The sequence below is a fragment of the Corynebacterium sp. UMB6689 genome (assembly GCF_030215295.1).
GTDB classification, from domain to species: Bacteria; Actinomycetota; Actinomycetes; order Mycobacteriales; family Mycobacteriaceae; genus Corynebacterium; species Corynebacterium aurimucosum.
Genome location: NZ_JASOLS010000017.1, coordinates 27,439 through 49,912, shown reverse-complemented (window position 1 = coordinate 49,912; position 22,474 = coordinate 27,439). Strand labels below are relative to the sequence as shown.

The 22,474-nt window shown below is 62.9% G+C and carries 24 protein-coding genes; 2 read left to right on the top strand and 22 right to left on the bottom strand.

Annotation, left to right across the window (positions count from 1 at the left end; genetic code table 11):
- Positions 1-10 precede the first annotated feature (10 nt).
- The 18 genes from holA to QP363_RS09800 form a co-directional block, all read right to left on the bottom strand.
- Positions 11-958 (bottom strand): DNA polymerase III subunit delta, encoded by a 948-nt coding sequence (holA, locus tag QP363_RS09885; RefSeq protein WP_284764392.1) that lies wholly within the window; start codon positions 956-958, stop codon positions 11-13.
- A complete protein-coding gene (locus QP363_RS09880) occupies positions 955-2,205 on the bottom strand; it encodes a ComEC/Rec2 family competence protein (protein WP_284764390.1) in 1,251 nt (416 codons plus the stop codon). Before QP363_RS09880 ends, holA begins: the two co-directional genes overlap by 4 nt.
- Positions 2,202-2,804, bottom strand: coding sequence for a ComEA family DNA-binding protein (locus tag QP363_RS09875; protein ID WP_284764389.1), 603 nt, complete (start codon positions 2,802-2,804; stop codon positions 2,202-2,204). Before QP363_RS09875 ends, QP363_RS09880 begins: the two co-directional genes overlap by 4 nt.
- A gap of 104 nt (positions 2,805-2,908) precedes the next feature.
- Positions 2,909-3,697: a DegV family protein gene (locus tag QP363_RS09870; RefSeq protein ID WP_070711107.1), complete on the bottom strand. Its 789-nt coding sequence runs from the start codon at positions 3,695-3,697 to the stop codon at positions 2,909-2,911.
- Positions 3,697-4,395, bottom strand: coding sequence for a histidine phosphatase family protein (locus tag QP363_RS09865; RefSeq protein WP_070447867.1), 699 nt, complete (start codon positions 4,393-4,395; stop codon positions 3,697-3,699). The genes QP363_RS09870 and QP363_RS09865 overlap by 1 nt, the downstream gene beginning before the upstream one ends.
- On the bottom strand, positions 4,392-4,859 hold the full coding sequence (rsfS, locus tag QP363_RS09860) for a ribosome silencing factor (RefSeq protein WP_070447864.1): 468 nt from the start codon (positions 4,857-4,859) through the stop codon (positions 4,392-4,394). Before rsfS ends, QP363_RS09865 begins: the two co-directional genes overlap by 4 nt.
- A gap of 96 nt (positions 4,860-4,955) precedes the next feature.
- Complete coding sequence (gene nadD / locus QP363_RS09855; protein WP_284764385.1) at positions 4,956-5,573, bottom strand: nicotinate-nucleotide adenylyltransferase; 618 nt, start codon at positions 5,571-5,573, stop codon at positions 4,956-4,958.
- Positions 5,566-6,423 carry a cutinase family protein gene (locus tag QP363_RS09850; protein WP_070447862.1) on the bottom strand — a complete coding sequence of 286 codons (858 nt, stop codon included), beginning with the start codon at positions 6,421-6,423 and terminating at the stop codon, positions 5,566-5,568. Before QP363_RS09850 ends, nadD begins: the two co-directional genes overlap by 8 nt.
- Before the next feature lie 10 nt (positions 6,424-6,433).
- Positions 6,434-7,339: a cutinase family protein gene (locus QP363_RS09845; protein ID WP_070447858.1), complete on the bottom strand. Its 906-nt coding sequence runs from the start codon at positions 7,337-7,339 to the stop codon at positions 6,434-6,436.
- Between the two features lie 191 nt (positions 7,340-7,530).
- Positions 7,531-8,799, bottom strand: coding sequence for a glutamate-5-semialdehyde dehydrogenase (locus tag QP363_RS09840; RefSeq protein WP_284764381.1), 1,269 nt, complete (start codon positions 8,797-8,799; stop codon positions 7,531-7,533).
- 74 nt (positions 8,800-8,873) lie between these two features.
- Positions 8,874-9,380, bottom strand: coding sequence for a DUF1707 domain-containing protein (locus QP363_RS09835; RefSeq protein ID WP_284764379.1), 507 nt, complete (start codon positions 9,378-9,380; stop codon positions 8,874-8,876).
- Entirely contained in the window at positions 9,380-10,285 is a 906-nt protein-coding gene (locus tag QP363_RS09830; RefSeq protein WP_284764400.1) for a D-isomer specific 2-hydroxyacid dehydrogenase family protein, read from the bottom strand. The genes QP363_RS09835 and QP363_RS09830 overlap by 1 nt, the downstream gene beginning before the upstream one ends.
- A gap of 14 nt (positions 10,286-10,299) precedes the next feature.
- Positions 10,300-11,229, bottom strand: coding sequence for a D-isomer specific 2-hydroxyacid dehydrogenase family protein (locus tag QP363_RS09825; protein ID WP_284764377.1), 930 nt, complete (start codon positions 11,227-11,229; stop codon positions 10,300-10,302).
- Positions 11,229-12,389 (bottom strand): glutamate 5-kinase, encoded by a 1,161-nt coding sequence (gene proB, locus QP363_RS09820; protein ID WP_284764398.1) that lies wholly within the window; start codon positions 12,387-12,389, stop codon positions 11,229-11,231. The genes QP363_RS09825 and proB overlap by 1 nt, the downstream gene beginning before the upstream one ends.
- 91 nt (positions 12,390-12,480) lie before the next feature.
- Positions 12,481-14,010: a GTPase ObgE gene (gene obgE, locus QP363_RS09815; RefSeq protein WP_284764375.1), complete on the bottom strand. Its 1,530-nt coding sequence runs from the start codon at positions 14,008-14,010 to the stop codon at positions 12,481-12,483.
- Positions 14,011-14,171: 161 nt separating this feature from the next.
- Positions 14,172-14,450: a 50S ribosomal protein L27 gene (rpmA, locus tag QP363_RS09810; RefSeq protein ID WP_070447838.1), complete on the bottom strand. Its 279-nt coding sequence runs from the start codon at positions 14,448-14,450 to the stop codon at positions 14,172-14,174.
- Between the two features lie 43 nt (positions 14,451-14,493).
- The gene (rplU, locus tag QP363_RS09805) at positions 14,494-14,799 is read right to left on the bottom strand and encodes a 50S ribosomal protein L21 (protein WP_070447835.1); all 306 of its coding nucleotides are present in this window, start codon (positions 14,797-14,799) and stop codon (positions 14,494-14,496) included.
- Positions 14,800-14,999: 200 nt separating this feature from the next.
- Entirely contained in the window at positions 15,000-18,185 is a 3,186-nt protein-coding gene (locus QP363_RS09800) for a translation initiation factor IF-2 N-terminal domain-containing protein (RefSeq protein WP_284764371.1), read from the bottom strand.
- Positions 18,186-18,340: 155 nt separating this feature from the next.
- On the opposite strand from QP363_RS09800, the gene QP363_RS09795 reads away from it, so the two are divergent.
- Positions 18,341-19,144, top strand: a complete 804-nt coding sequence (locus QP363_RS09795) for a hypothetical protein (protein WP_070711116.1) — start codon at positions 18,341-18,343, stop codon at positions 19,142-19,144.
- On the opposite strand, the gene arsB is transcribed toward QP363_RS09795, so the two are convergent.
- The gene (gene arsB / locus QP363_RS09790; protein ID WP_284764369.1) at positions 19,141-20,205 is read right to left on the bottom strand and encodes an ACR3 family arsenite efflux transporter; all 1,065 of its coding nucleotides are present in this window, start codon (positions 20,203-20,205) and stop codon (positions 19,141-19,143) included. The two genes, QP363_RS09795 and arsB, sit on opposite strands and share 4 nt — an antisense overlap.
- A 113-nt stretch (positions 20,206-20,318) precedes the next feature.
- Between arsB and QP363_RS09785 the strand changes: the two genes are divergently transcribed.
- Positions 20,319-20,669 carry a metalloregulator ArsR/SmtB family transcription factor gene (locus tag QP363_RS09785; RefSeq protein WP_070447901.1) on the top strand — a complete coding sequence of 117 codons (351 nt, stop codon included), beginning with the start codon at positions 20,319-20,321 and terminating at the stop codon, positions 20,667-20,669.
- 136 nt (positions 20,670-20,805) lie between these two features.
- On the opposite strand, the gene ndk is transcribed toward QP363_RS09785, so the two are convergent.
- Genes ndk through QP363_RS09770 form a run of 3 tightly spaced genes read right to left on the bottom strand, consistent with a single transcriptional unit; the run spans position 20,806 to position 22,438 of the window.
- The gene (gene ndk / locus QP363_RS09780) at positions 20,806-21,216 is read right to left on the bottom strand and encodes a nucleoside-diphosphate kinase (RefSeq protein WP_039676402.1); all 411 of its coding nucleotides are present in this window, start codon (positions 21,214-21,216) and stop codon (positions 20,806-20,808) included.
- A 59-nt stretch (positions 21,217-21,275) separates the two neighbouring features.
- Complete coding sequence (locus QP363_RS09775; protein WP_070711118.1) at positions 21,276-21,587, bottom strand: hypothetical protein; 312 nt, start codon at positions 21,585-21,587, stop codon at positions 21,276-21,278.
- 5 nt (positions 21,588-21,592) lie between these two features.
- Positions 21,593-22,438, bottom strand: a complete 846-nt coding sequence (locus QP363_RS09770) for an alpha/beta hydrolase (RefSeq protein ID WP_070730865.1) — start codon at positions 22,436-22,438, stop codon at positions 21,593-21,595.
- Positions 22,439-22,474 lie beyond the last annotated feature (36 nt).

The following is a 22,474-nucleotide window of genomic DNA, read 5'->3' as shown; positions in this document are numbered from 1 at the left end:
GAGGGTTAGTCTAGCGCGCCAGCTCCGCCACCCGCTTAACGGCCGCCTCGATGGCGAAGTCCTCGTCCCCGCCCTGGCCCTTAACCGCGGCATCCAGCTCCGACATGAGGATCACGGCCTTAGTGATATTCTCCCCCGACCAGCGCCGCGCCACCGGCTGGGTGAGCTTGATGGCATAGGGCGCCATGCCGGTTTGGGAGGCCAGGGAATACTGGTCCCCGCGCGCGGTATAGAGGCGTGCGATGTTGCCCACCTTGTTCGCCAGCGTCGAAGCGATGGCCACCGGGCTCGCCCCCAACTGCAGCGCGCGGCGGCACGTGGACACCGCCGCCTCCACGCGGCCGGCCACAGCAGCATCCGCAATATCCCAATTGGCCACCTCGGCCACGCCCACGTAGTACGCGTGCACCGCCTCGCGGGTCACCTTGCCGCCTGTGTCGAAGACCAGCTGCGAGATGGCGGAGGCGAGTTCGCGGAGGTCGGAGCCGACGCCGTCGAGAAGCGCCTGCACCACATCCGGGGTTGGGCGCACGCCGTGCGAGGCGAACTCACGCGTAGCCCACTGCGCGAGCTCATTCGGGTAAAGGGAAAAGACCTCGTGCACCTCGGCCGTCTTGCGCAGCGCCGCGATGAGCTCCGGCGGCTTCTTCTTTTTCTTCAGCGTCTTCGCCGTCACCGAATACAGCAGGATGAGCGTGATGCCGGGCATCGGGTTGGAGCAGGCGTCAAGGAGGATCTTCGTGACCTCTTTGCCGGCCCTCTCCACGTCGCTGATGACGATGACGCGGTCCTCCCCGAACAAGGAGGGGCTGGTGGCTTCCAGGATTTCGCCTTCGCTGACCTCGGAGGCCTTGAGCTTGGTTACCTCGCCGTGTTGGATACTCAGGCGGGCGCGCTCGGCCAGGAATTCATCATCGCCGAGAATGAGGTGCACGGGGGCTGAAGACATGCCTGTCATCTTAGCAACGCCGCAATGACCCACCCACAGAGAAGGAGCATCGCAATGGGCCCCGCCGCCACGGTGGTCACCGGCATGGAAGAGGCAACGAGGTGGATCCAATCCGCCAGCGGTTCGATGAGGATAACAAGCGGCCTGCCCAGCCCCACCTGCGCGAGCGCGGCGGCGATGAGACCCACGACGGTGATGACCGGCACGACAGGCGCCACCAGCACGTTAGCAATCACAGAAACCACCGAGACCCGCCCGGTCATCAACGCGATGAGCGGCATGGTCACGATATCCGCGGCAATGGCCACAGCGAAGGCTCGCGCAACGATGCCAGTCCCCAGTACCCGCAGCAACAGGGGGCTGAGCACCACGATGCCGGCGGTGGCCGCCACGGAAAGCGCGAAGCCGAAGCTGACGGCTAGGTCGCTATCCGCCGCCAGTAGGAAGAGCACCCCGAGGGACAGCGCGTGCAGCGGTTCCATCCTCGAAGAGTTCAGCACCGCTACTAGACCCGCCAGCCCGGCGACGGTGGCGCGTTGGACGGAGGGCTCCCACCCCACCAGCGCTACGAATAACGCCAACGCGCTTGCCGACGCCCCCACCCGCACCCGCTGCCCCGACACCACCAACGCGGCCGCGGTGCACACGATGGCAACGTTGGATCCGGACACGGCGCTCAAATGCGATAGCCCGGTATCGATGTAGAGCTGCTTGTCCTCGGGGCTTTGCAGGCTGGTATCGCCCAGCACCATGCCGGGGATGAGGCCGTTATCGCACACGGCGCGGAAGTTTTCTGCCACCGCTGCCGTCCAGCTATGGGCGTGCGCGGTGAGCTCGCCACTAAAGACGGTTGTACCCACGCCAACCTGATCCGAGGGGCCGGGGTGACCGTGCACCGTCACCAGCGAGCCGCCAAAGGCCTCCGGTTTTTCTTTGAGGAAGACCGGCAGCTGCGCCGGGTAGCCCGGCACGCGCAGGCGCACCATCCACCCGGATGCCGTCTGAACCGGATCGGCGGCAAGCTTTCCCGTCACCTCCGAGCCGAAGTGAAAGCCCGCGGCGCGCACCGAGCGCACATAAGCCAGGGCGGCGAAGATGACTCCGCTCGCCGCACATAAAATGCCCTGCCCGCGCCACTGACCGCGCGCGAAAGCGAAAAGCACGAGCCCGCACAACAGCCACGGGTGGCCGAAAAGCACTGAGAGCGTGGCCAACCACGCCACCACCGCGGCGGGCACGAGCCGCAGTTCTCTCACGGACGGACCTTATCCTTCAGCTGCGCAAACTTCGCCGGACCAATGCCGGAGACATCCATGAGCTGCTCCACCGTGGTGAAGCTGCCGACCTCCTCGCGATGCGCGATGATCGCCGCGGCCGTGGCCGGCCCCACCCCGGGAAGCTCGGTGAGCTCTTCGGCGGAAGCCGAGTTGAGGGAGATAGTGCCATCGTCAGCAGCACCCGGGGCAGCGGCAGGAGCACCGACGGTGAACTGTTCGCCGTCGTTAAGCTTCTGCGCCAGGTTGAGGTTATCGGTGGGCACGCGCGGGCGCGCCACCTCGAGGGCGTCGTTGATGCGCGCACCCGGCGCCAAGGTCACCAGGCCCGGCTGCTCTACCTCCCCCACGACAGAGACCACGATATCGGCCGCTACCTCGCTGCTCGGCGCGGCCACCTCATAGGGGTTCTCCGCACTACGGCTCATCCCCAGCCAGGCCAGGAGCGCAACGCCGGCCACGCCCGCCGCGACAAGCGCCAGCCAGGGTGGCACGCGCACGCGCGGGAAATCGACGTTGAGCAGTTCTTCTTCGCCGGTTGGGCGGGTGAGGTCACGGAGGCGATCAGCAATGGCATTCATGCCCGCGACGCTACGCAGCGCCCTCACCCCCGTCGAGGGCTTAAGCCGCAGCCTGTGGATAACTTGTTGAAGGCATCAACAACGTCTTTAGCTCGGCTCCGCCGTCAGCTAAAGACCGCGGAGACGCCGATGGCCCCAGGGCCGACGTGGACGGAGAGGACGTCGGTAAGCGGCACCAGCATGAAGGAAGAATCCGGCAGCGCCAAGCGCAGCAAGTCCTCCAGCCGGCGGGCCGAAACCTTATCCTCGTTGTACTGCACCGCGATGAACGCCGGATTGCCCTCCGCGCGGGAGGCCACCAGGTCCACGAGCTTGGTAAAGGCCTTAGTTTGGGTGCGGGTCTTGCCCACCATCTCCAGCTTGCCGCCTTGGATGGCCATGATGGGTTTGGTAGCGAGCAGCGCGGTGGACAGCATCGCCGTGGCCGCAGACATGCGCCCGGAACGGCGAAGCTCCTCCGTTGAGTTGAGATAGACCCAGGTGTGCCCGCGCTCAAGGGTATTGATGGCTGCGGCATAGCACTCGTCGAGTGAAGCGCCTTCCTGGGCAAGCTTGGCCGCCGCCATCGCAGCCGCGCCCATCGCCATGCCGGCGGTACCGGAATCGATAACACGCACGGTATCGGGGAAAACGCCGGAGGCAGTCACCGCCGCCGACCACGTCGAGGACAGCTCCTTCGAGAGGTGAATGGCCAGCACCCCGTCATCGCCGGAGCGCTCCATCTGACGGCCGTATAAAGCGGCCAATTCGAGGGCAGTCAGACCCGAGGTGGACAGCTCCGCGCCGTCCTTGCCGTGGCTTTCCATGACGTGCAAGTCGACGACGCAGATGCCGAGCTCCTCGACGATCTCCGCCGGCAGCCCTGCGGCAGAATCGGTGACGACGCGAATCACTAGACGTCCGCCCCTGCACCACCAACGACGGCACCGCCCATGTTCCAGCCGTCGAAGTACCACTGGGCGCGGGCGACGTTCTCCGGGGTGAATTGCAGCGGGGACAGCGGACGAGCGGCATCGAATTCGGGCCGCGCGGTCAGCTGCGACCAGTGGGTATTCTTCAACCCGGAGAGGATTCCATACTGGTGGTGCTCAAGGCCTAAAAGGTGGCAGGTCAGCGCGGAAATAGCACCGCCGTGCGCGACGACAAGCACCGCACCCTCATCCCACTGCGGATGTTTCTGCATGAGCTCATCAATAACGGGGCGCGCGCGGTTAGCCACGTCGACGCGGCTCTCACCCTGGGGCGGGGCCCAGGTGGGGTCGTGGCGCCACAGCGCACGTGCCCCGGGAAACTGCTCGTCCACTTCAGCCGATGTCATCCCCTGCCACTCACCCAGGTGGGTTTCGCGCAGGCGCTTATCGACGGACACCTCAAGCCCCAACTGACGAGCGATGATCTCCGCGGTGTCGCGGGCACGGATGAGATCCGAGGAGAGGATCGCGGTGATGTCTTTGCCCTCGAGCAGGTCAGCAGCCGCGCGCGCCTGCGAGTAGCCTACCTCTGATAGCTCGGTGTCCAAGTGCCCCTGCATCCGGCCGGTGGCGTTGTAGGTGGTCTGGCCGTGGCGGATGAGGAGGAGGCGGCGGGTCATAATTCGTCGTCTTCCGGCTCTGGCTGGGCCAGGGGAATCTCATCGATCGATTCAACATCGCGCGGGTTGACTTCATCAGACCACTCGCCGGGGCGTTCCGGGGTGTCCAGACCGGGGATGTCGAGAAGCGGGCAGTCGTGGTACAGGCGGTCTAGGCCGTAGAACTCGCGCTGATCGTTGCGCTGGACGTGGACCACGATGGGGCCGTAATCGAGCAGGACCCAACGGTTCTCACGATTGCCTTCGCGGCGCTTGGGTTCAAAGCCCTTCTTGGTCAGCTCGTCTTCAACTTCCTCCACGATGGACCCCACCTGGCGCTCGGTATCGGCGGAGGCCAAGACGAAGACCTCGGTAATCGCCAGCACGTCGGAAACGTCAATAGCGGCGATGTTGGTGGCCAGCTTTTCATCCGCAGCCAAGGCGGCGGTTTCCGCCATCTGGCGTGCTTCATCAGTAATCGACATGACAATCCCTACACAGTTACGTTTTCTTAAGAACTCTAGTCTTACACGACAAGGCTCATTTTCCTAGTCGAATTCCCCCTCAAGGACGCGCGGAGGCTACAGGGGCTTTTCCGGGTGCGGGCCATAAAGGTGGTTCTTGGCAATGTATTGCACTACCCCATCGGGTACGAGGTACCACACCGGCTGGCCCTGCTGGGCGCGGGCGCGGCAATCGGTGGAGGAAATGGCCATGGCGGGGATCTCAATCAGCTCGATGTCATCCTGCGAATCCTCCGGCAGCATGTCTTTGCGCAGCTCATAGCCGGGACGAGTAACGCCAACGAAATGGGCCATCTCCAGCATCTCTTCCCAGTTGCGCCAACTCATGATGGACGCCACCGAGTCGGCACCAGTAATGAAGAAGAGTTCGGCATCTGGGAAAATTCCGCGCAAATCACGCAACGTATCGATGGTGTACGTGGGCCCCTCGCGGTCAATGTCCACACGCGAGACGGTAAAACGCGGGTTCGACGCCGTGGCCACCATGGTCATCAGGTACCGGTGCTCGGTGGCGGTGACCTGCTTATCGGCCTTTTGCCAGGGCTGGCCGGTGGGCACGAAGACCACCGTGTCGAGGCGGAAGCGGTGGGCTACCTCGCTGGCGGCGACGAGGTGACCATTATGGATGGGGTCGAAGGTGCCACCCATGATGCCGATGCGTTGTGGACTAGTCATGGCTGGTGAGTATACCGGCCACCGCATCAATGACCTGCACGTCCTGCCCGGAAGGCTCCCCCAAGAAATAGGAGGCGTGACGCTCCGCTTTGGTGGCTAAAGCGCGGTTGGCGGCGTCGAGGGAAAAGTCGCACACGAAATCACCGTCTAGGCAGTAATCGACAAAGCGATTCCCTGGGAGCCCGGCGCGGTTTTTAGCCCACGGGACCTGGTGAAGCGGGTTGCCGAAGGTGAGCATGGCGTGCAGGCGCCCGGTTTCGGCCAAATAGCCCTCCACGCTCGTTGCAACAAGCGCTCCTTGCGAGTAGCCGGCAGCTACCCACTGTGGGCGGCAACCGGTGGTCGCCTCATAGTTGTCTACCACCTTCGGGGCATTGCGGGCACCAGTACGCAGACTATCGATGGCCCCCAGCGTCACCGAATACGCCATCTCCCCAAGAGAGTGCTGCTGAAGGATCCCGAGCGCCCGCTGCACCAGCTGAAGTGGGCTTAAATCCTCGCCCTCCTGTGCCAATGGCGGCAGGTTCATGGCCGCAGGGTATGCCTCCGGATCCAGCGCCAGCACGTACACGCCATCCATAGCGCCTGGATGACGCTGCTCGACCTGGTGAAACAGCGCAGCAAAGTTGCGCCCCTCAAAACCCGTGGATTCTGGCGCCTGCTCTGAGTAGCGCTGCGGGCCCACGTATTCGCCTTGTTCCTCGTTCTGGTCCGAACCGCGCGCGACGAGCACCACGGTCTCAGGGCAGGTTTCAACGCCACCCGCCGAGGCCGCGGGCGCACTCATCACCGAGGCTGCCGCGCCGAGCACGGTGGTGGCAATGGCAAGAGATAAGGAAAGAGACTTCACCCTTTCCTGTTTAGCGGAAACGAACGTCATCCACCATTCGGCCAATGGAATCGTAGACCTGGGTATCCCACTGGTGGTTGGTGAAGAAGTACTGGCCGTGGGAACCCCCGGTGGGCTGCGCGGCGTAAAGGGTGTTGGCGGAAAGATCGCACACGGCGTCGAGCGGCAAACAGTAGTCCACGCGGCTGACGTTGGCGCGCATCTGCGGGAAGTAGCCCATCGGGCCGCCCGCGCCCTGGGTCGCGCCGACAACGGCCGGATCCCCGGCGCGGGTCAGCGGGTTACCGAAGGTCACGACACCAGCAAGCTGGCCGCGGTGTGCCAACTCCAGCTCGTGGTTGGACAGGACCATGGCCCCTTGGGAGTAGCCGGAGAGGATGTATTGCGGATGGCAGCCTGTGGAAGCTTCGTAGTTATTGACCGCGCTGGTAACGCCGCGCCTGCCGGTCTGGACCGAGTACATGAACTGGTTGATGGCGGAGACCGCGGTGTTGATGACCGGGTTGGCGTACTGCGTGGCCAAGCGCACGAGGTCAGCCGCGGTGTTCGGAACCGACGCGTTCGGAACAGAGTATTCCGGGTACGTCGCCGGGTAGTATTGCGGCTCCAGCCCCAGCACGTAGACGTCCTTCATCAGCGAGTTGCCGCCGTGAGTGGCTTGGTAGCGCACCTCGGCACCCTGCAGCATGGCGCGGATGGATTCGCCCTCCCACCCATTGGAGGCTCGGCCACCCTGGTTGGAATACTGCGTGGGGTAGATTTGGCCGTTCTGGCCGGAGCCGCGCGCGGCGACGACCACCACGGCGGGGCACTGTTCGTCGGCATGCGCGGCGGGTGCAGAAATGGTGTGGGGGACGATGAGAGTGGCCGCGGCCACGACGGCGGCGGCGACGGAGGAAGCAATGCGGGACAGCATGAGAGGAAGGCACCAATCAGTTCTTTGCTATTACCGCGCTTTAGAGTACCCAGTCCTCCTTCGCCGCGCAGCACGAACCCTGCACAAGGCGAAACACTCTACTCGAAAAGTTTTCGAGTAAAGTGTTTTGTGCAGGTCAGACTCGAAAAATTCTTTTCGAGTAGCTTTCGAGTAGCTTTTTCGAGCTGGTTCTAGGGGCGGGTCTGGCCGGTGCCCTGCAGCACCCATTTGGTAGACGTCAGCTCCGGCAGTGCCATCGGGCCGCGCGCGTGCAGCTTCTGGGTGGAGATGCCGATTTCCGCTCCCATGCCGTAGACCTCGCCATCAGTAAAAGCAGTGGAGGCGTTAAGCATGACCGCTGCGGCATCCACCTCGTTGGCGAAGGTCAGCAGCACGTCAGCGTCCTGGGCCGCAATGGCTTCGGTATGGCCGGTGGTGTACTCAGCGATGTGCGCGATGGCGCCGTTGACACCATCGACCACCTTGGCGCAGATATCCATGGACAGGAATTCCTCGCGCCATTCCTCGTCGGTAGCCTCCACGGCGTCCTTAACTCCGAAGGCTTCGAGCTCCTTGACATCACCGTGGATGGTGACCCCTGCTTCTTGGAGGGAGGTGATGATGCGGAGTTTGGCAGCGGCGTCCAGCGCGGCGTCGATCAGCACGCCCTCCGTGGCATTGCACACCGAGGTGCGGCGGGTCTTGCCGTTGATCACCATGTCGATGGCCTTGTCCAGGTCCGCGGAGGCATCGACGTAGAAGTGGCAATTGCCGGTGCCGGTCTCGATGGCGGGGACGGTGGCGTTTTCCACCACGGCGTTGATAAGGCGCGCGCCGCCGCGCGGGATGACCAGGTCCACCAAGCCGCGGGCGGTGATGAGATCCTGCACGGAATCATGGGTCTCACAGGGCAGAAGCTGCACGCCTTCGCGCGGCAGATCGAACTCCACGAGGGTGTCTTGGAGTAGCTCCACGAGCTTGGCGTTGGAGTTCTTCGCGGACTTGGAACCGCGCAGCAGCGGCACGTTGCCGGACTTCAGCGCCAGGCCGAAGGCGTCAACGGTAACGTTCGGACGGGCCTCGTAGACCATGCCCATCACGCCGAGTGGGACGCGCACCTGCTTCATCTGGATGCCGTTATCCATGGTGCGGCCCTGCAGGATCTCCCCTACCGGGTCCTGGAGGGAGGCTACCTGGCGCAAGCCGCCGGCAATGCCCTCGATGCGGGTGGCGTCCAGCGACAGGCGGTCGATGAGGGACTCGGACATGCCATTGGCGCGGCCAGCCTCGATATCAAGCTTGTTAGCAGCGAGGATGTCCTCGGTGTGCGCAATCAGATTCTCAGCGGCGCGGTTGAGGATTTCATTCTTGCGCGGGGTGGGCAGCTGCGCGAACTGTGGCGCCACCGCCTTGGCGGCGCGGGCTTTGGACAGAACTTCTTCACGTTCGGTGTTGCTCATGCCATACCAGCGTACGGAAGGTCTGCCCGCTTGTCAGGGATTTTGTGCAGCTATGGGAGCGGATCGGCCTTGGGTTAGGCCTCGAGCTCGCGGCGGCGCTCGGCCGCGGCACGCAGGCGCTCGGCGCGCTTTTTCTTCTCGCCTTCGGAAAGCTCATCGAAGAGCTCTTCATCCGACTCGCTGAACTTCAGCACCCCGCGCGCAGCCCAGGAAGCGAAGAATGCAATGACGGGAGAGATCCAGAAATAGCTCCAGTCAAAGACGAAGAGGCCCAGGAAGAGCACGATCATCGCCACCGACCAGATGACGGAATCCACTATCTGCACCTTGCGTCCGCGGGAAAGCATATCCTCCAGCTCCGCCTCGTGGCGGCGTGCGGGTGTTGTGGCGCTGGGGGTGGAAAGCTCCGGCAGGTCCGCAAAGAGCTTTGCGACGTCCCCACGCGTGCGCGCTGCGGCGGCCTCGCCGGTACGCTGCTCAAACTCATCGGGGCCTAACGTGCCGTTGACGAAGTGCTGGCTCAGTTGTTCCAGGGCCGCGGAACGCTCAGCATCGCCAACGCGGATATCGGGGTTCTCCATTAATAACCTGCCTTTCGGTCAACCAGCGTGGGCAGCTCCTCCCCCGCCGCGAAGGCCTCGGCCACCTTGATGGTGTGCGCACCAATCTTCTCACGCACGGAGCGCTGCGTGTTAGCGATGTGCGGGGTAATAACCACGCGTTTGTCCTGCCACAGCGGGTGATCCTCTGGGAGCGGCTCTGGGTCGGTGACGTCGAGTGCCGCACCCGCGATCTCCCCTGCCTCCAGTGCCGCAACGAGGTCCTCGGTCTTGATGAGCGGGCCGCGGCCCACGTTAACCACCACCGCGTGATTCGGCATCTGCTGGAAAGCTTCCGCATCCACCATGTGGCGGGTCTCCGGGGTAAGCGGCGCGATGAGAACGAAGTAATCCGCTTTCGGCCAGACCTTGTCCACCTGGGAAATCGGGTAAGTCTCCTCCGCGCCCTCGACCGGGTTGCCGGAGCGGTTGACCGCGATGATGCGCGGCCCGAAACCGGAGAGCATGCTGATCAGACGCTTGCCAATGCCACCGGCACCAATAATGGCCACCGTCTTATCGTCGTAGAGGTAGGAGGTGTGAGCCTCCATCTCTGCATAGGAATCAAACGTGCCATTAACGCGGCGATGCGCGTGCAGCTGCGCCAGGAGCAGAGCGATGGTGGATTCCGCCACCGTGTTGTCATACACACCAGCCGCGTTCGACCACGGCACGGTGGTTGTCTTCATGGCATCCAAGACGTGATCCACGCCCGCAGAGGGAATCTGCACAAAACCGATGTTCTCCGGCAGCGGGTCCGGGAAATCAGTGCCATTACCGGTGTAGATGAGGAAGGAGGCCTCATCAAGCGGGGCGCGCTCAAAGCCCGCGGCATCGAGCACCTCGATGGTCTCCTCCCAAGGGTGTGGTTCGATGGCGTACTTCAAGAACATCCTCCTTGTTAGTATCCGGCGTCCGGGTCGACGCGCGTGGGCATTTCCTCGCCGCGCTCCCACGCGGCGGCGTTGGCATTGAAGATAGCACCCAAGTGGTACTGGGCCACGTGCTCCGAAGCCGCCATGTGCGGGGTCAGCGTGGCGTTGGGGAGCTCATAGAGCGGGTGGCCATCCGGAAGCGGCTCCGGGTCCATGACCTCGAGGCCCGCTCCGGCAATCTCGCCCGTGCGCAGTGCGTCCACAAGATCGTCAGTCACTACGGTGCTGCCGCGGCCGACGTTGATAAACACCGCCGAGTGCTTCATGGCGCGGAACACAGCGGCATCAAAGAGTGCTTCCGTGGCGGCCGTCGCCGGCAGGATGCTCACAACGAAATCCGCCTCGCCCCATGCTTCGTCGACGCGCTCAATCGGCAGTGTTACGTCCGCGCCGTCCACCGGGCGGCCCGAGCGGTTCATCGCGGTGATGTGCGCGCCGAAAGGCGCGAGATAGGCCATGAGCTGCTTCCCGATGCCTCCCGCGCCCACGATGAGCACGCGCGTTGGCCCCTGCTGGTCATAGAGCCAGGCTTGGGATTCATCGAGCTCGCGCGCCACCGACCACGACTTCGCCAGGGCGAAGGCCTTGTGGTGGTGTGCTTGGGAGAGCATCAGCCCCAGCGCGGATTCCGCCACGGGCTTGGCAAAAGCGCCGGCGGAGTTGCACCACGGGAGCCCGTCCCGCCGGATGAGTCCGGCATCAATATGGCGGTTGACCCCGGTGAAGCAGTATTGCACCCACTGGATATTCTCCGGAATCTCCGGGGTCTGCGCTGGATCCGAGGCGGTGTTGACAAAGACCTCCGCCTCCTCCAAGCTCCCGACGCGCTCGTGCCCAGCAGCGTCGATATCTGCCACGGTTGCTGCCCACACATCGGGGCCCATGAAATAACGCATCAAACTCGGGACGCGAAATTGGACAGGTAATCGGCGTGGACAACAGGACGGCGCATATCTTCCGGGAGCTCCTCGGTGTGCTTGCCCAGCAGGTTGCGCAGCGTGGCGGAGTCATAGCCCACTTCACCGCGGCCGATGACCTGGCCCTTGGGGCCCATGATGTCCACGATCTCACCGGCGCTGAACTCACCCTTGATATCCGTGATGCCCACGGCCAACAGGGAGTTTCCGCCACGGACCACGGCTTCCATGGCGCCCTCGTCGAGGCGCAAGGAGCCGCCAGTATCTGCACAATACAATGCCCAGAACTTCCATGCGGACAGGCGGCGCTCCTCACGGGTGTGGAAGACGGTGCCTACGGAGGCGTCGTCAAGCGCCTGCCCAATATTGTCCGCCGAGGTCAACAGCACCGGGATGCCGCCGCGCGTGGCCAGGCGAGCAGCGGAGACCTTCGTGGCCATACCGCCGGTGCCGACCTTGCCGCCGTCGCCAGCAACGACCGCCTTGAGGTCCTTGCCGGTGCGCACCTCCTCCACGAACTTGGCATCGGGCTCCGCGGGGTTCTTGTCGTAGAGACCGTCCACGTCGGAGAAAAGGAAGAGCGCGTCCGCGCCGACGAGGTTGGCCACGAGCGCGGAAAGGCGGTCGTTATCGCCGAAATGCATCTCGGACGTCGCAACGGTGTCATTCTCATTAACGATCGGCACCGTGCGCAACTGACGCAGGCGATCAATGGTGCGCTGAGCGTTGCGGGCGCGATCGCGCTTGCCGACGTCCGACGCGGTCAGCAGCACCTGCCCAATGGTGCGGTTATAGCGAGCAAAGGACACGCCCCACTCGTAGGCGAGGTGAACCTGGCCCACCGCGGCGGCAGCCTGCTTGGTGGCCAAATCGGTGGGGCGCGTGGTCAGGCCCAGCGGCCCCATGCCCGCGGCCACCGCACCGGAGGAGACAATGATGATGTCCGAGACGTTCATGCGTGCACAGACGGCGTCAACGATCTTGTCGATCTTCTCGGTCGAGGTCACGAAGTCATCGCGCGTCAGCGAGGATGAGCCGATCTTGATGACGATGCGCTTGGCCTGTGCGATCTGGTCGCGCAAAGGCGAGGAGAAGCCGCTGGATTTTTCCGACAGCGTGGTCGTCTCCGGATAGTCCATATCCGGGGTTGGCCCCTCGAAAGGTTCGAGGGGAAGAGGATAGTCGGTCTGGTTGTCGTGTTCGGATGACATACCGGCTCAGTATACCGGGCTAGCCCTGCCAGCGATCGCGGTTCGCGGACTCGCGCGTGACCTCACCATCAGTGCCAAAGTCAAACTCATCGACAAGACCGCGGCGCGCCTGGGAAGCGCGCTTGCGCTCGGCAGCGGAGACACGCTCGGTGCTCATGAGGCGGCCATCCTGTCCGCGGCCAGCATCGGTAGCACGGCCACCGGCCATGGGCTCGTACTCAAAGGTGATATCCCCGATGGTCACCGGGCAGCCTTCCTGCGCGCCTTGGCGGTGCAGCTCGTCTTCAACACCAGCCTTGGCCAGGCGGTCCGCGAGGTAGCCCACGGCCTCGTCGTTTTCGAAGTCGGTCTGGCGAATCCAGCGGTCGATCTTCTCGCCCTCAACGATGAAGCCGCCCTCCACCTCGGGGTCCGGGGTGACGGTGAAGTCGGCGAACCGGCCCTTCTTTTTCTTGCCTACGGACTTGGGCTGAATGATGGTGTGGTTCTTGTCCGCAGCGACCTTGGGCTGGGCCTTGCGGTGCTCGTTGACCATCTCCATGAGCTTGTACTTGAGTGGGTCAAGCCCCTTCCGGGCGACTGCGGAAATGATGAAGACCGGCCAGCCGTACTTTTCCTCGAGGTCGCCCTTGACAAATTCAGCTAGCTCTTCGGCCTCAGGAACGTCAGCCTTGTTGAGGATGATGACGCGCGGGCGCTCGCGCAGATCACCCAGGCCAGTGTCCTGCTCCAGCAGCTCTTGGTACTTGGCCAGCTCGGTTTCGAGGGCCTCGATATCCGAGAGCGGATCGCGGCCCGGCTCAATGGAGGCGGTGTCCACGACGTGTGCGAGCACCGCGGTGCGCTCGATATGACGCAAGAAGTCGAGGCCCAAACCTTTACCCTCGGCGGCCCCGGGGATTAGGCCCGGAACATCCGCCATGGTGAAGGACTCATGGCCCATATCCACCACGCCGAGGTTGGGCTGGAGGGTGGTGAAAGGATAGTCACCGATCTTCGGCTTGGCGGCCGAAAGGACCGAAATGAGCGAGGACTTGCCTGCGGAAGGGAATCCGACGAGGCCGACGTCTGCCATGGACTTCAGCTCCAGAATGAGATCGCGCGCCTCGCCCGGTTCTCCCTGCAGCGCAAAGCCCGGAGCCTTGCGGGCTGCGGAGGCCAGTGCGGCGTTGCCGAGTCCGCCGAATCCCCCCTCCGCGGCCACGAAGCGGGTTCCCGGGACCGTGAGGTCCGCGAGCATCTCCCCGTCCTCGGCGTAAACTACGGTGCCCGCCGGTACCTCGAGAATGAGATCCTTGCCGCGCGCACCGTTGCGCATATCGCCAGCACCATTGCCGCCGCGCTCGGACTTGATATGCGGGCGGTAGTGGAAGTCCATCAGTGTGTGGATTTGGGTTGAGACCTCCAGCAGGATGTCTCCGCCGTGGCCGCCGTTGCCGCCATCGGGCCCGCCGAGCGGCTTGAACTTTTCGCGGTGGACGGAGGCGCAGCCGTGTCCGCCGTCGCCTGCCTGTAGGTGCAAGACCACTCGGTCAATGAATCGTGCCATGCCCGCTAGTCTAACGGTTCCTTGCATGCCGTCCTAGTTGGCCACCGGCGTGAACCCGGCGCTAGTGCCCACTCATTTTCCTCCGCGCAGCTAAGCCGCACCAGCTGGCGCGAAAACGACAAAATCCCGAGCGACATGCTCGGGATTAGGCCAGTAAGCTCTTAAGCAGTTGCTTCTGCAGCAGCCTCTTCAGCCGGAACAATGTTGACCAGACGACGGCCACGCTTGACGCCGAACTCAACAGAACCTGCAGCGAGAGCGAACAGGGTATCGTCGCCGCCGCGACCAACGTTCTCACCCGGGTGGAACTTGGTGCCGCGCTGACGCACGATGATCTCGCCGGCCTTAACCTGCTGACCACCGAAGCGCTTGACGCCGAGACGCTTGGACTCGGAATCGCGACCGTTGCTGGAGCTGGAAGCACCCTTCTTAGTTGCCATGTGGTTTTCCCTCCTTCAGGGATGAATTAGAGCCGGTTAAGGCTTACTTGATACCGGTAATCTTCAGCGTGGTCACCGGCTGACGGTGACCAATGCGACGCTTGTAACCAGTCTTGTTCTTGTACTTGAGGATGTCGATCTTCGGGCCCTTGCCCTGCTCGACAATTTCAGCGGAGACGGAGACCTTCTCCAGGTCTGCAGCCTTCGACTTGACGGTTGCGCCATCGACGAGCAGAACCGGGGTGAGAGCAACGGAGGAACCCGGCTCACCCTCGATCTTCTCGACCTTGACGAGGTCACCTTCAGCAACCTTGTACTGCTTTCCGCCGGTCTTGACGATCGCGTACATAGAGGGCTACCCCTTATCTAAACTCGGCTCGCTAGCAGCTGGGTGGTGCCGCTAACGAATGGACATTGGACAATGGCGTTTAGAACATGAGCCGCGAGAGACGCGCGAAAACCGCGTTCGTCCCATCCAGCGCATTCATGGTCTAAACAGCGACTGTCAAAGACTACCCCGTGAGGGGGCGAAAAGGCAAAACGCCTTTTCTAGCGCAACCTGCGCCGTGTTACACGACGCCTCCCGCGCCCGCCCCTGCTTCTTGTCGACGCCGTAGTCCGTACGGAGGCCTCGCGCTCCTTAGCGTCGCTTCCCTGTTCGCGTTCATTCGATGCCGGGGCGGGCTGGCTCTGAGACATCTTACGCACCACCCGACGACGACCGCGACCACGGGTGGAGCGCACGCTCGTTGTCTCGCCCGACTCCGCGTTCTTTCGCTCAGCCTTATCCTGCTTCTTGGAGGTAGCCAGCTGGGCTTCCTTGGCCGGCGTTTCCTCCTGCACGAAGTCTTCGCGCTTCGGGCGAATATCCGAGCGGGAATTTCCGCGCGTGCGGCGCTTGCGGCGCGGCGAGTTCTCGAAGGCGGCGACGGCCTCCTCGTAGGTCTGCTCTGACCGCTGCGCGGAGGATTTCTCCGCTTCGGCGTGCTTGTCCTGCGCTTCCTGCACAGAAGCCGAGCCTTCGCTCGCATCCGCGCGCTGCGGCTCCCGGAAAGTACGCGTTGCCCGGCGCGGCTTGCGCGAGCGCTTCTGCTTTGACTTCGGCTTCGAACGCTTCGCTTCCAGGCTTTCGGCTACGGCGTAGCCAATGGACGCACTATCCGGCGTATCCGCTTCTTCCTCGTCGACGACGACCACGTTGGCCACGAGTTCTTCCAGAGAGGATTCCTCATCGCGCGTTTCCTCTACGTTTTCAGGCTCGGCGGGCTCGTGGTTCGCTGCAGCATCCCCGTCGTCGCGGTGCATGCGGACGGCGGCCGGGTGCTTCTTCGGATCGCGCTGCGGTGCGCGACGCTCCTTGCGGCCCCGGCGCTGCGGCTTCGAGTTATCCTCTTCCGTCTCCTCATCAACCGGGTAGTCGTGGATGATGATTCCGCGGCCATGGCAGGCCTCACACTCCGTGGAGAAAGTCTCGATGAGGCCGGTGCCCACGCGCTTGCGGGTCATCTGGACCAGACCGAGTGAGGTGACTTCGGATACCTGGTGGCGGGTGCGGTCGCGGCCCAACGCTTCTTTCAGGCGGCGCAGTACCAGGTCCTGGTTTTCCGGCAAGACCATGTCGATGAAGTCCACGACAATCATGCCGCCAATATCGCGCAGGCGCATCTGGCGCACGATCTCCTCGGCTGCTTCGAGGTTATTGCGCGTCACTGTTTCTTCTAGGTTGCCGCCGGAGCCGGTGAACTTGCCCGTGTTGACGTCGATGACCGTCATGGCCTCCGTGCGATCGATCACGAGCGTGCCGCCCGAGGGCAGCCACACCTTGCGGCCGAGGGCCTTCTGCAGCTGCTCATCGATGCGGTAGGCGCTAAAAGCATCCTCGCCATCATGCTCGCGCGCGTCATAGCGCACGACGCGATCGGCCAGGTCGTGTGCCATCGAGTCCACGTAGGCGCTGACCGTGTTGTAGGAACGCTTACCATCCACCACCAAGGTGCTGAAGTCCTCATTGAAGAGGTCACGCACCACCTTGATGAGCAGATCCGGCTCCTCGTACAAGGTCACCGGCTTGGCGCCCTTCGTTGCCTTTTCATGCGCGGCGCGGGCGCTGATGTCCTCCCACAGGGAGTGCAGACGGTTGACGTCGGAAGCGATGTCCTCCTCCGACACATTTTCTGCAGCGGTACGGATGATGGCGCCGCCATCCCCTGGGATGACGCGCTCCAGGATTCCCTTGAGGCGCTTGCGCTCCGGCGCTGGCAGCTTGCGGGAGATTCCCGCACTGCGCCCGCCCGGCACGTACACCAGGAAGCGACCGGCCAGGGAAATCTGGGTGGTCAAACGTGCGCCCTTATGACCGATGGGGTCCTTGGCCACCTGGACCAGCACCTGATCACCGGACTTCAACGCGTTTTCTACCTTGCGGCTGCGCCCACCAATCCCCAAGGCACGCCAGTCGATGTCGCCCGCATACAGCACGCCGTTTCGGCCTTGTCCGATATCCACGAAGGCCGCCTCCATCGAAGGCAAGACATTCTGCACACGGCCCAAGTAGATATTGCCTATCTGGGATGGGTGCGTTTCGGTCGTGACGAAGTGCTCTACCAAAAGGTCGTCTTCGAGCACGCCCACCTGCGTGATGACGCCCGCGCCGTCGGTGCGCTGCTTATCGCGCACCACCATAGTGCGCTCGACCGATTCGCGGCGCGCCAGGAACTCCGCTTGGGAGACAATGTGCTGGCGCTCCCGACCTTTCTCCCGCAGCTCCGCGCGGCGACGGCGCTGTGCCTCGATGCGGGTCGAGCCTTTAATCGCCTTCGGTTCTTCGATGTGCTCGACTTCCTCACGGGCGGACCCACGGCCTTCTGCCCCGCGGCCACGGGAGGTGCCGCGGCTGCCGCGCCGACGACCCCGCGGCTGGCTTACCGGCGCTGCATCCTCCTCGGATTCCTCCTCGTGCTCTTCTGGCTTCTGACGCTTGGACAGCGGCGTGATCTTCGGCGCCATGAAGACTGGCGCAAAGTCGTACACGTCCGGGTCTTCTTCAGCCATCGGGGTAATCAGTGGGGTGAGGTCGTCCCCCTCGTCGCTTTCACCGGCCTCGGCGAGCGCCTCGTGCAGCATTTCAGCATCGACCTTGTCGACGATCTGCGAAATCTCGTTATCAACGTTCTTACGCACGCGCTCGCGCAGCTTCTCCTCTTCCTCGCTCAGCTGCTCCGGTTGCGCGGCCTGCTCAGCATCCTGTGCCAGCGCGGCTTCCTGGGACTCCCCCGCGCTGTCCGGTTGCGCAGCAGACTCTTCCGGTGTGGGTTCCTCTGCCTGCTCCTTCGACTCAGCCTTCTTGCCTGCCTTGCTCACGCGTTTGACCGCGCGCTTGGCGCGCTTCTTCTTGACGGTCTTCGTGGGCTTATCCTCTGCCGAAACCTCCGGCTGGTCGGCATCCTCGGCCGCGACCTGGTTGTCCTCGGTTGCGGCCTGCTCGGGGGCTTCGGTTGCGGGTACGAGGGCGTCGATAAGCTGGCCCACCTCTTCCGGTGTCAGCGAAGACTGTGCGGACTTCTTAATTCCCATATGTGCGAACTGAGCCACCAGCTCCTTGGAGGCCACGCCCACCTGCTTAGCCAGGGCATAGAGGCGGGTTTTGGGGGCGAGCGCCTCGCGGTCGATCCCCGCTACCGCCGCGGCCAACGTCGATTCACTACGTGCTTCTTCTGTTTTCTTCTTGGATGCCATCAGTGGCTAATCTCCTGACGTCTGCTCACCCCGGGCGCAGGTTGCCGCCACACGGTAGTGAGTCTTTGAAAAATTCTCTTCGTCTTTATTAAGTTGTCAGCGCCTTCCATTCTGGCACAGAGCTCGACCGAGGCTCACATGTTAGTATCGCCGCTATGTCCGACAGCGCGCCCACGAACACACCGGCAGAACGGAAATTACCTAAACAGGCGCCACGCACCGTGGCGCAGGCGCGCGCCCGCAACGAGATTGCGCTGCGGGATATCATCACAGTTGCTGTACCGGCGGGCATCGCCTCCGGCCTTCGCGTCGTCGATTTTCCTTTCCCTTATGCGGTCCCTGTCTATGCGGTGCTCATCATGGTGATGCTTTACGGCGCCATCCGCATCATTCGCAGCAAGCCAAAGTTCGTCCAAGCTGCGCAAGAAGAGTACCGGGCGGGCGATTACCCTCTTCTCGCCTACTTTCTACCGGTGCTTGCTATCTTCTCCCCTCTCATCACTGAGGGAATTAAGTCCACCGGGATTATCGGCGATACCTCACCCAACCCCATCCTTATCGCCGCTGGACTTACCGCCTTCTCCATCCCCGCGTTCATCTTCGGCGGCCGTGCCTTCGGCACGACCTCTTTTCGCGTTGGCAAGCGCCGCATCGAGGCCATCACCGAACAAGGAAGCCTCGAAGGCGTCACTCAAGCGAGCATCACCGCAGTAGAAACTCACCCGGAAGTCCTCAGCGGGCTGGTCGCCGCCGGTGCAGTCACTGGCAATACCACCTCCATCTCTGAGCTGGGGCGGCTGATCGGCTACGAGGAGGGGCTCGAAGAAGAACTCCGTGAACTCGAAGCGGCCGGCGTGGTGAAGCTGCCTGGTCTCATCAAGTGGAGTGGTGAGCGGACCTTTAACATCACTCTGACCGAATCCGGCGTGCGCAGCATGGACGCTGCACGCACACGCTAGCGCGGAAGAGTGGCATCTCCCGGGAAGAGTTTCGGGCCAATCCACAGCATGAAATAAACCAGACCAACGAGGACTGGAATCTCAACAAGGGGACCAATCGTTCCGGCAAGGGCTTGAGCAGACATCGCTCCGAAGGTGCCGATGGATACTGCAATGGCTAGTTCAAAGTTATTTCCTGCTGCAGTAAACGCCACGCTGGCAGACTGCGCGTAATTCATGCCAACGGCCTTTGCCACTACCAGCGACAGCACAAACATGCCCACGAAGTAGATAACCAGCGGCACAGCCACGCGCGCTACCGTTGCTGGCTGCTCCACAATGTGCTCGCCCTGCAGGGAAAAGAGCAACACAATTGTGTACAACAGACCAATCATGGCCAGGGGCGATACGGCTGGGAGGAAGCGGTTCTCAAACCATTCCCGTCCTTTTACCTTTTCGCCCCACACGCGAGACAGCGCACCCAACAGGAACGGTATGCCCAAGAAGACAAGTACGGACTTAACAATGGCCCAGAAAGAAAAGTCAGCGCTCGTCGTGTCCAGGCCCAGCCATCCGGGGAGAACGCGAAGGTAGAACCAGCCCAGAACACCAAACATAGCGACCTGGAAGATGGAGTTCAGGGCGACAAGCACAGCCGTTGCCTCGCGGTCAGCGCACGAGAGGTCCGACCACACAAGCACCATGGCAATACAGCGCGCAAGCCCCACAATGATGAGGCCGGTCCGCAGCTCCGACTGGTCCGCCAAGAACAGCCACGCCAGAGTAAACATAAACGCCGACCCCACCAGCCAGTTGAGGACGAGCGATACTGCCATGAGGCGGCCATCCGTGGCAATTTCCTTGGTCTTCTCATAGCGAACCTTGGCCAAGGGTGGGTACATCATGACGAGGAGGCCAATGGCGATCGGGATGGAAATCCCGCCGACTTCAACGGCACCCAAGGCTTGGCCAATCCCGGGAATGAGGTGGCCAATGAGCAGTCCGGCGGCCATCGCCAGAATGATCCACACGGGTAGAAACCGATCAAGAAAAGACAACGTCGGGCGCTGCGGCACAGCCATGTCTCCCCCTCCTTCAACGTTGAACAGAGCACGATACAAACATGCAATGTACAGCACGTATTGATATGCGTCAATATAACGTAGGGCGCAAGAATAACCCCTATACTGATCGCATGGCTTCCTCTTCCACGCCCGAGACCAGCGCGCGCGGCACTGAGTGTTGCTCCTTAAGCACGGGCCCGCTCAACGACGCCGAGGCGAGGCATTTTTCGCAGCAATTCAAAGTGCTGGCAGACCCAGCACGCCTGCGTCTTTTGTCCATCCTGTGCGATGAAGGCTGTGGACCCATGAGCGTCACGGAACTCACCGAGCTCACTGCGCTGAGCCAGCCCACGGTCTCCCACCACCTAGCGCGCCTGCGGGAGGCCGGCTTGCTATCGAAGCAGCAACGCGGCCGCACCGTCACCCACCAGGTGCACAAAGACGCCTTTATGGCATTGCGCACGCTGCTCTCGTTCGACTAAGCCGCGCCCAGATTATCTGCACTCGAGCACACAGGACGGGTTCGGGCTAAGGGCCAGAAATGACAAAAGCCCGAGCAGTTCATTCATCTTTGTGAACTGCTCGGGCTTTATTGCGCGCTAGGCGCGGTGAACTTCTTTAGAGGTTCGGGAACCAGATGGAGATCTCACGCTCAGCGGACTCCGGGGAGTCGGAACCGTGGACGACGTTCTCGCCAACGGTCAGAGCGAAGTCACCGCGGATGGTGCCCGGGGTGGCCTTCTCCACCGGGTGGGTGCCACCGGCCAGCTGACGCCATGCGGCGATAGCGGACTCGCCCTCGACGATGCCAGCAACCAACGGTGCAGAGGTGATGAAGTCAACGAGCTCGCCGAAGAAAGGCTTGTCCTCGTGCTCGGCGTAGTGCTTCTTAGCGGTCTCCTCGTCGGCGACGCGCAGATCCATGGCGACGAGCTTCAGGCCCTTGCGCTCGATGCGAGAGATGATCTCGCCCACGTGGCCGTTCTTGACGCCATCCGGCTTGATGAGAATGAGTGTACGTTCAGTCATAGGGCACATAGTACAGAACAGGTGCTCCCGCGTCCTGACAGTGGGGCTAATTCTAAGCGTTACGTGAGGTGTTGCACGATTTCTTCCGCGCGCTCATGGCTCGTTCCGCGAAACCACAACTGCACTTGACGCACGGCCGTGCCGTATTGACCGCTCTCCAGCAGGCTTTTTAGCTCCTCGCGGTGCCACTCTTCCAGATCCGCAAACTCCACCGGCCGCTCATCGCGCTGCTGCTTGAGCATACCGACGACGAGGAAGACGAAGGCCGGAATCAGCAGTGCGAGCGGGAACGCGAAGCCACCGAAATACAGCTTGGCCACGAGCGCGGCGATGCACAGCAGTGCGGAAAGACCGTAGAGCAGAAAGAGCATGCCCGTTAGTCTAGCGCGTTGAGTGTCGACTGCAGCCAAACGCGAGAGCGCATGAGCAGGCGCTTTGCCGCCGCGGTATGGGGAGCCCACAACTCGAAGGCATGCACGCCGCCTTCTACAACCTCGCACTGTGTTGGCACACCAGCAGTTTTCAGGCGCTCGGCGTAATCCATAATCTCGCCGTAGAAAAGCTCGCTGCTACCCGCGTAGAGCCACGCCGGCGGTAGCCCCGACAGATCCGTGCGGCGGCCGGGCACGGCATAGGGTGCTTCCGGGTTGCCATCGACGTAGAAGCGCCACGCCTGCGCGTTGGAATCTACGTCCCAGATGGGGTTGCGGTCGGTGGATGCTGTGCGGTCATCGAGCATCGGACAAAATAGCCACTGCCCCGCTGGTTGAACCCCGCCTTCATCGTGGAGGCGCTGGCACAACGCGGCAGCCAGCCCTCCCCCGGCGCTTTGGCCGGCGATAACAATCCGATCCGGGCTGATTCCCAGCTCTTCCGCATGCGTGAGGAGCCAGTGGTGGGCCGCGTGGACGTCATCAAGCGCAGCCGGAAAAGGGTTCTCCGGGGCGAAGCGGTAATGCGGCGCGACGACGGTGACTCCAACCTCTGCGGCGGTCTCCTTGAGGTGCTTGACGTCCTGGCGCGGATGTCCCATGAGCAGACCGCCCCCGTGGATCCACAGCACCGCGCCGCGCGGGTTCTCCGGGCTATAGATGGTCGCGTGGATTTCGGTGTTCTTCACCCGCCGCGTGCGCACGCCCTGGATTAAAGGTGCCGGCCACAGCGCTGGCACGATGCGCCCGGCACGGCGGATGAGCGGATTAGTCGGATCGAAAAGCGACATGAACGCCGCGCCTGCGCGCAGCTCGGGCCGGATATA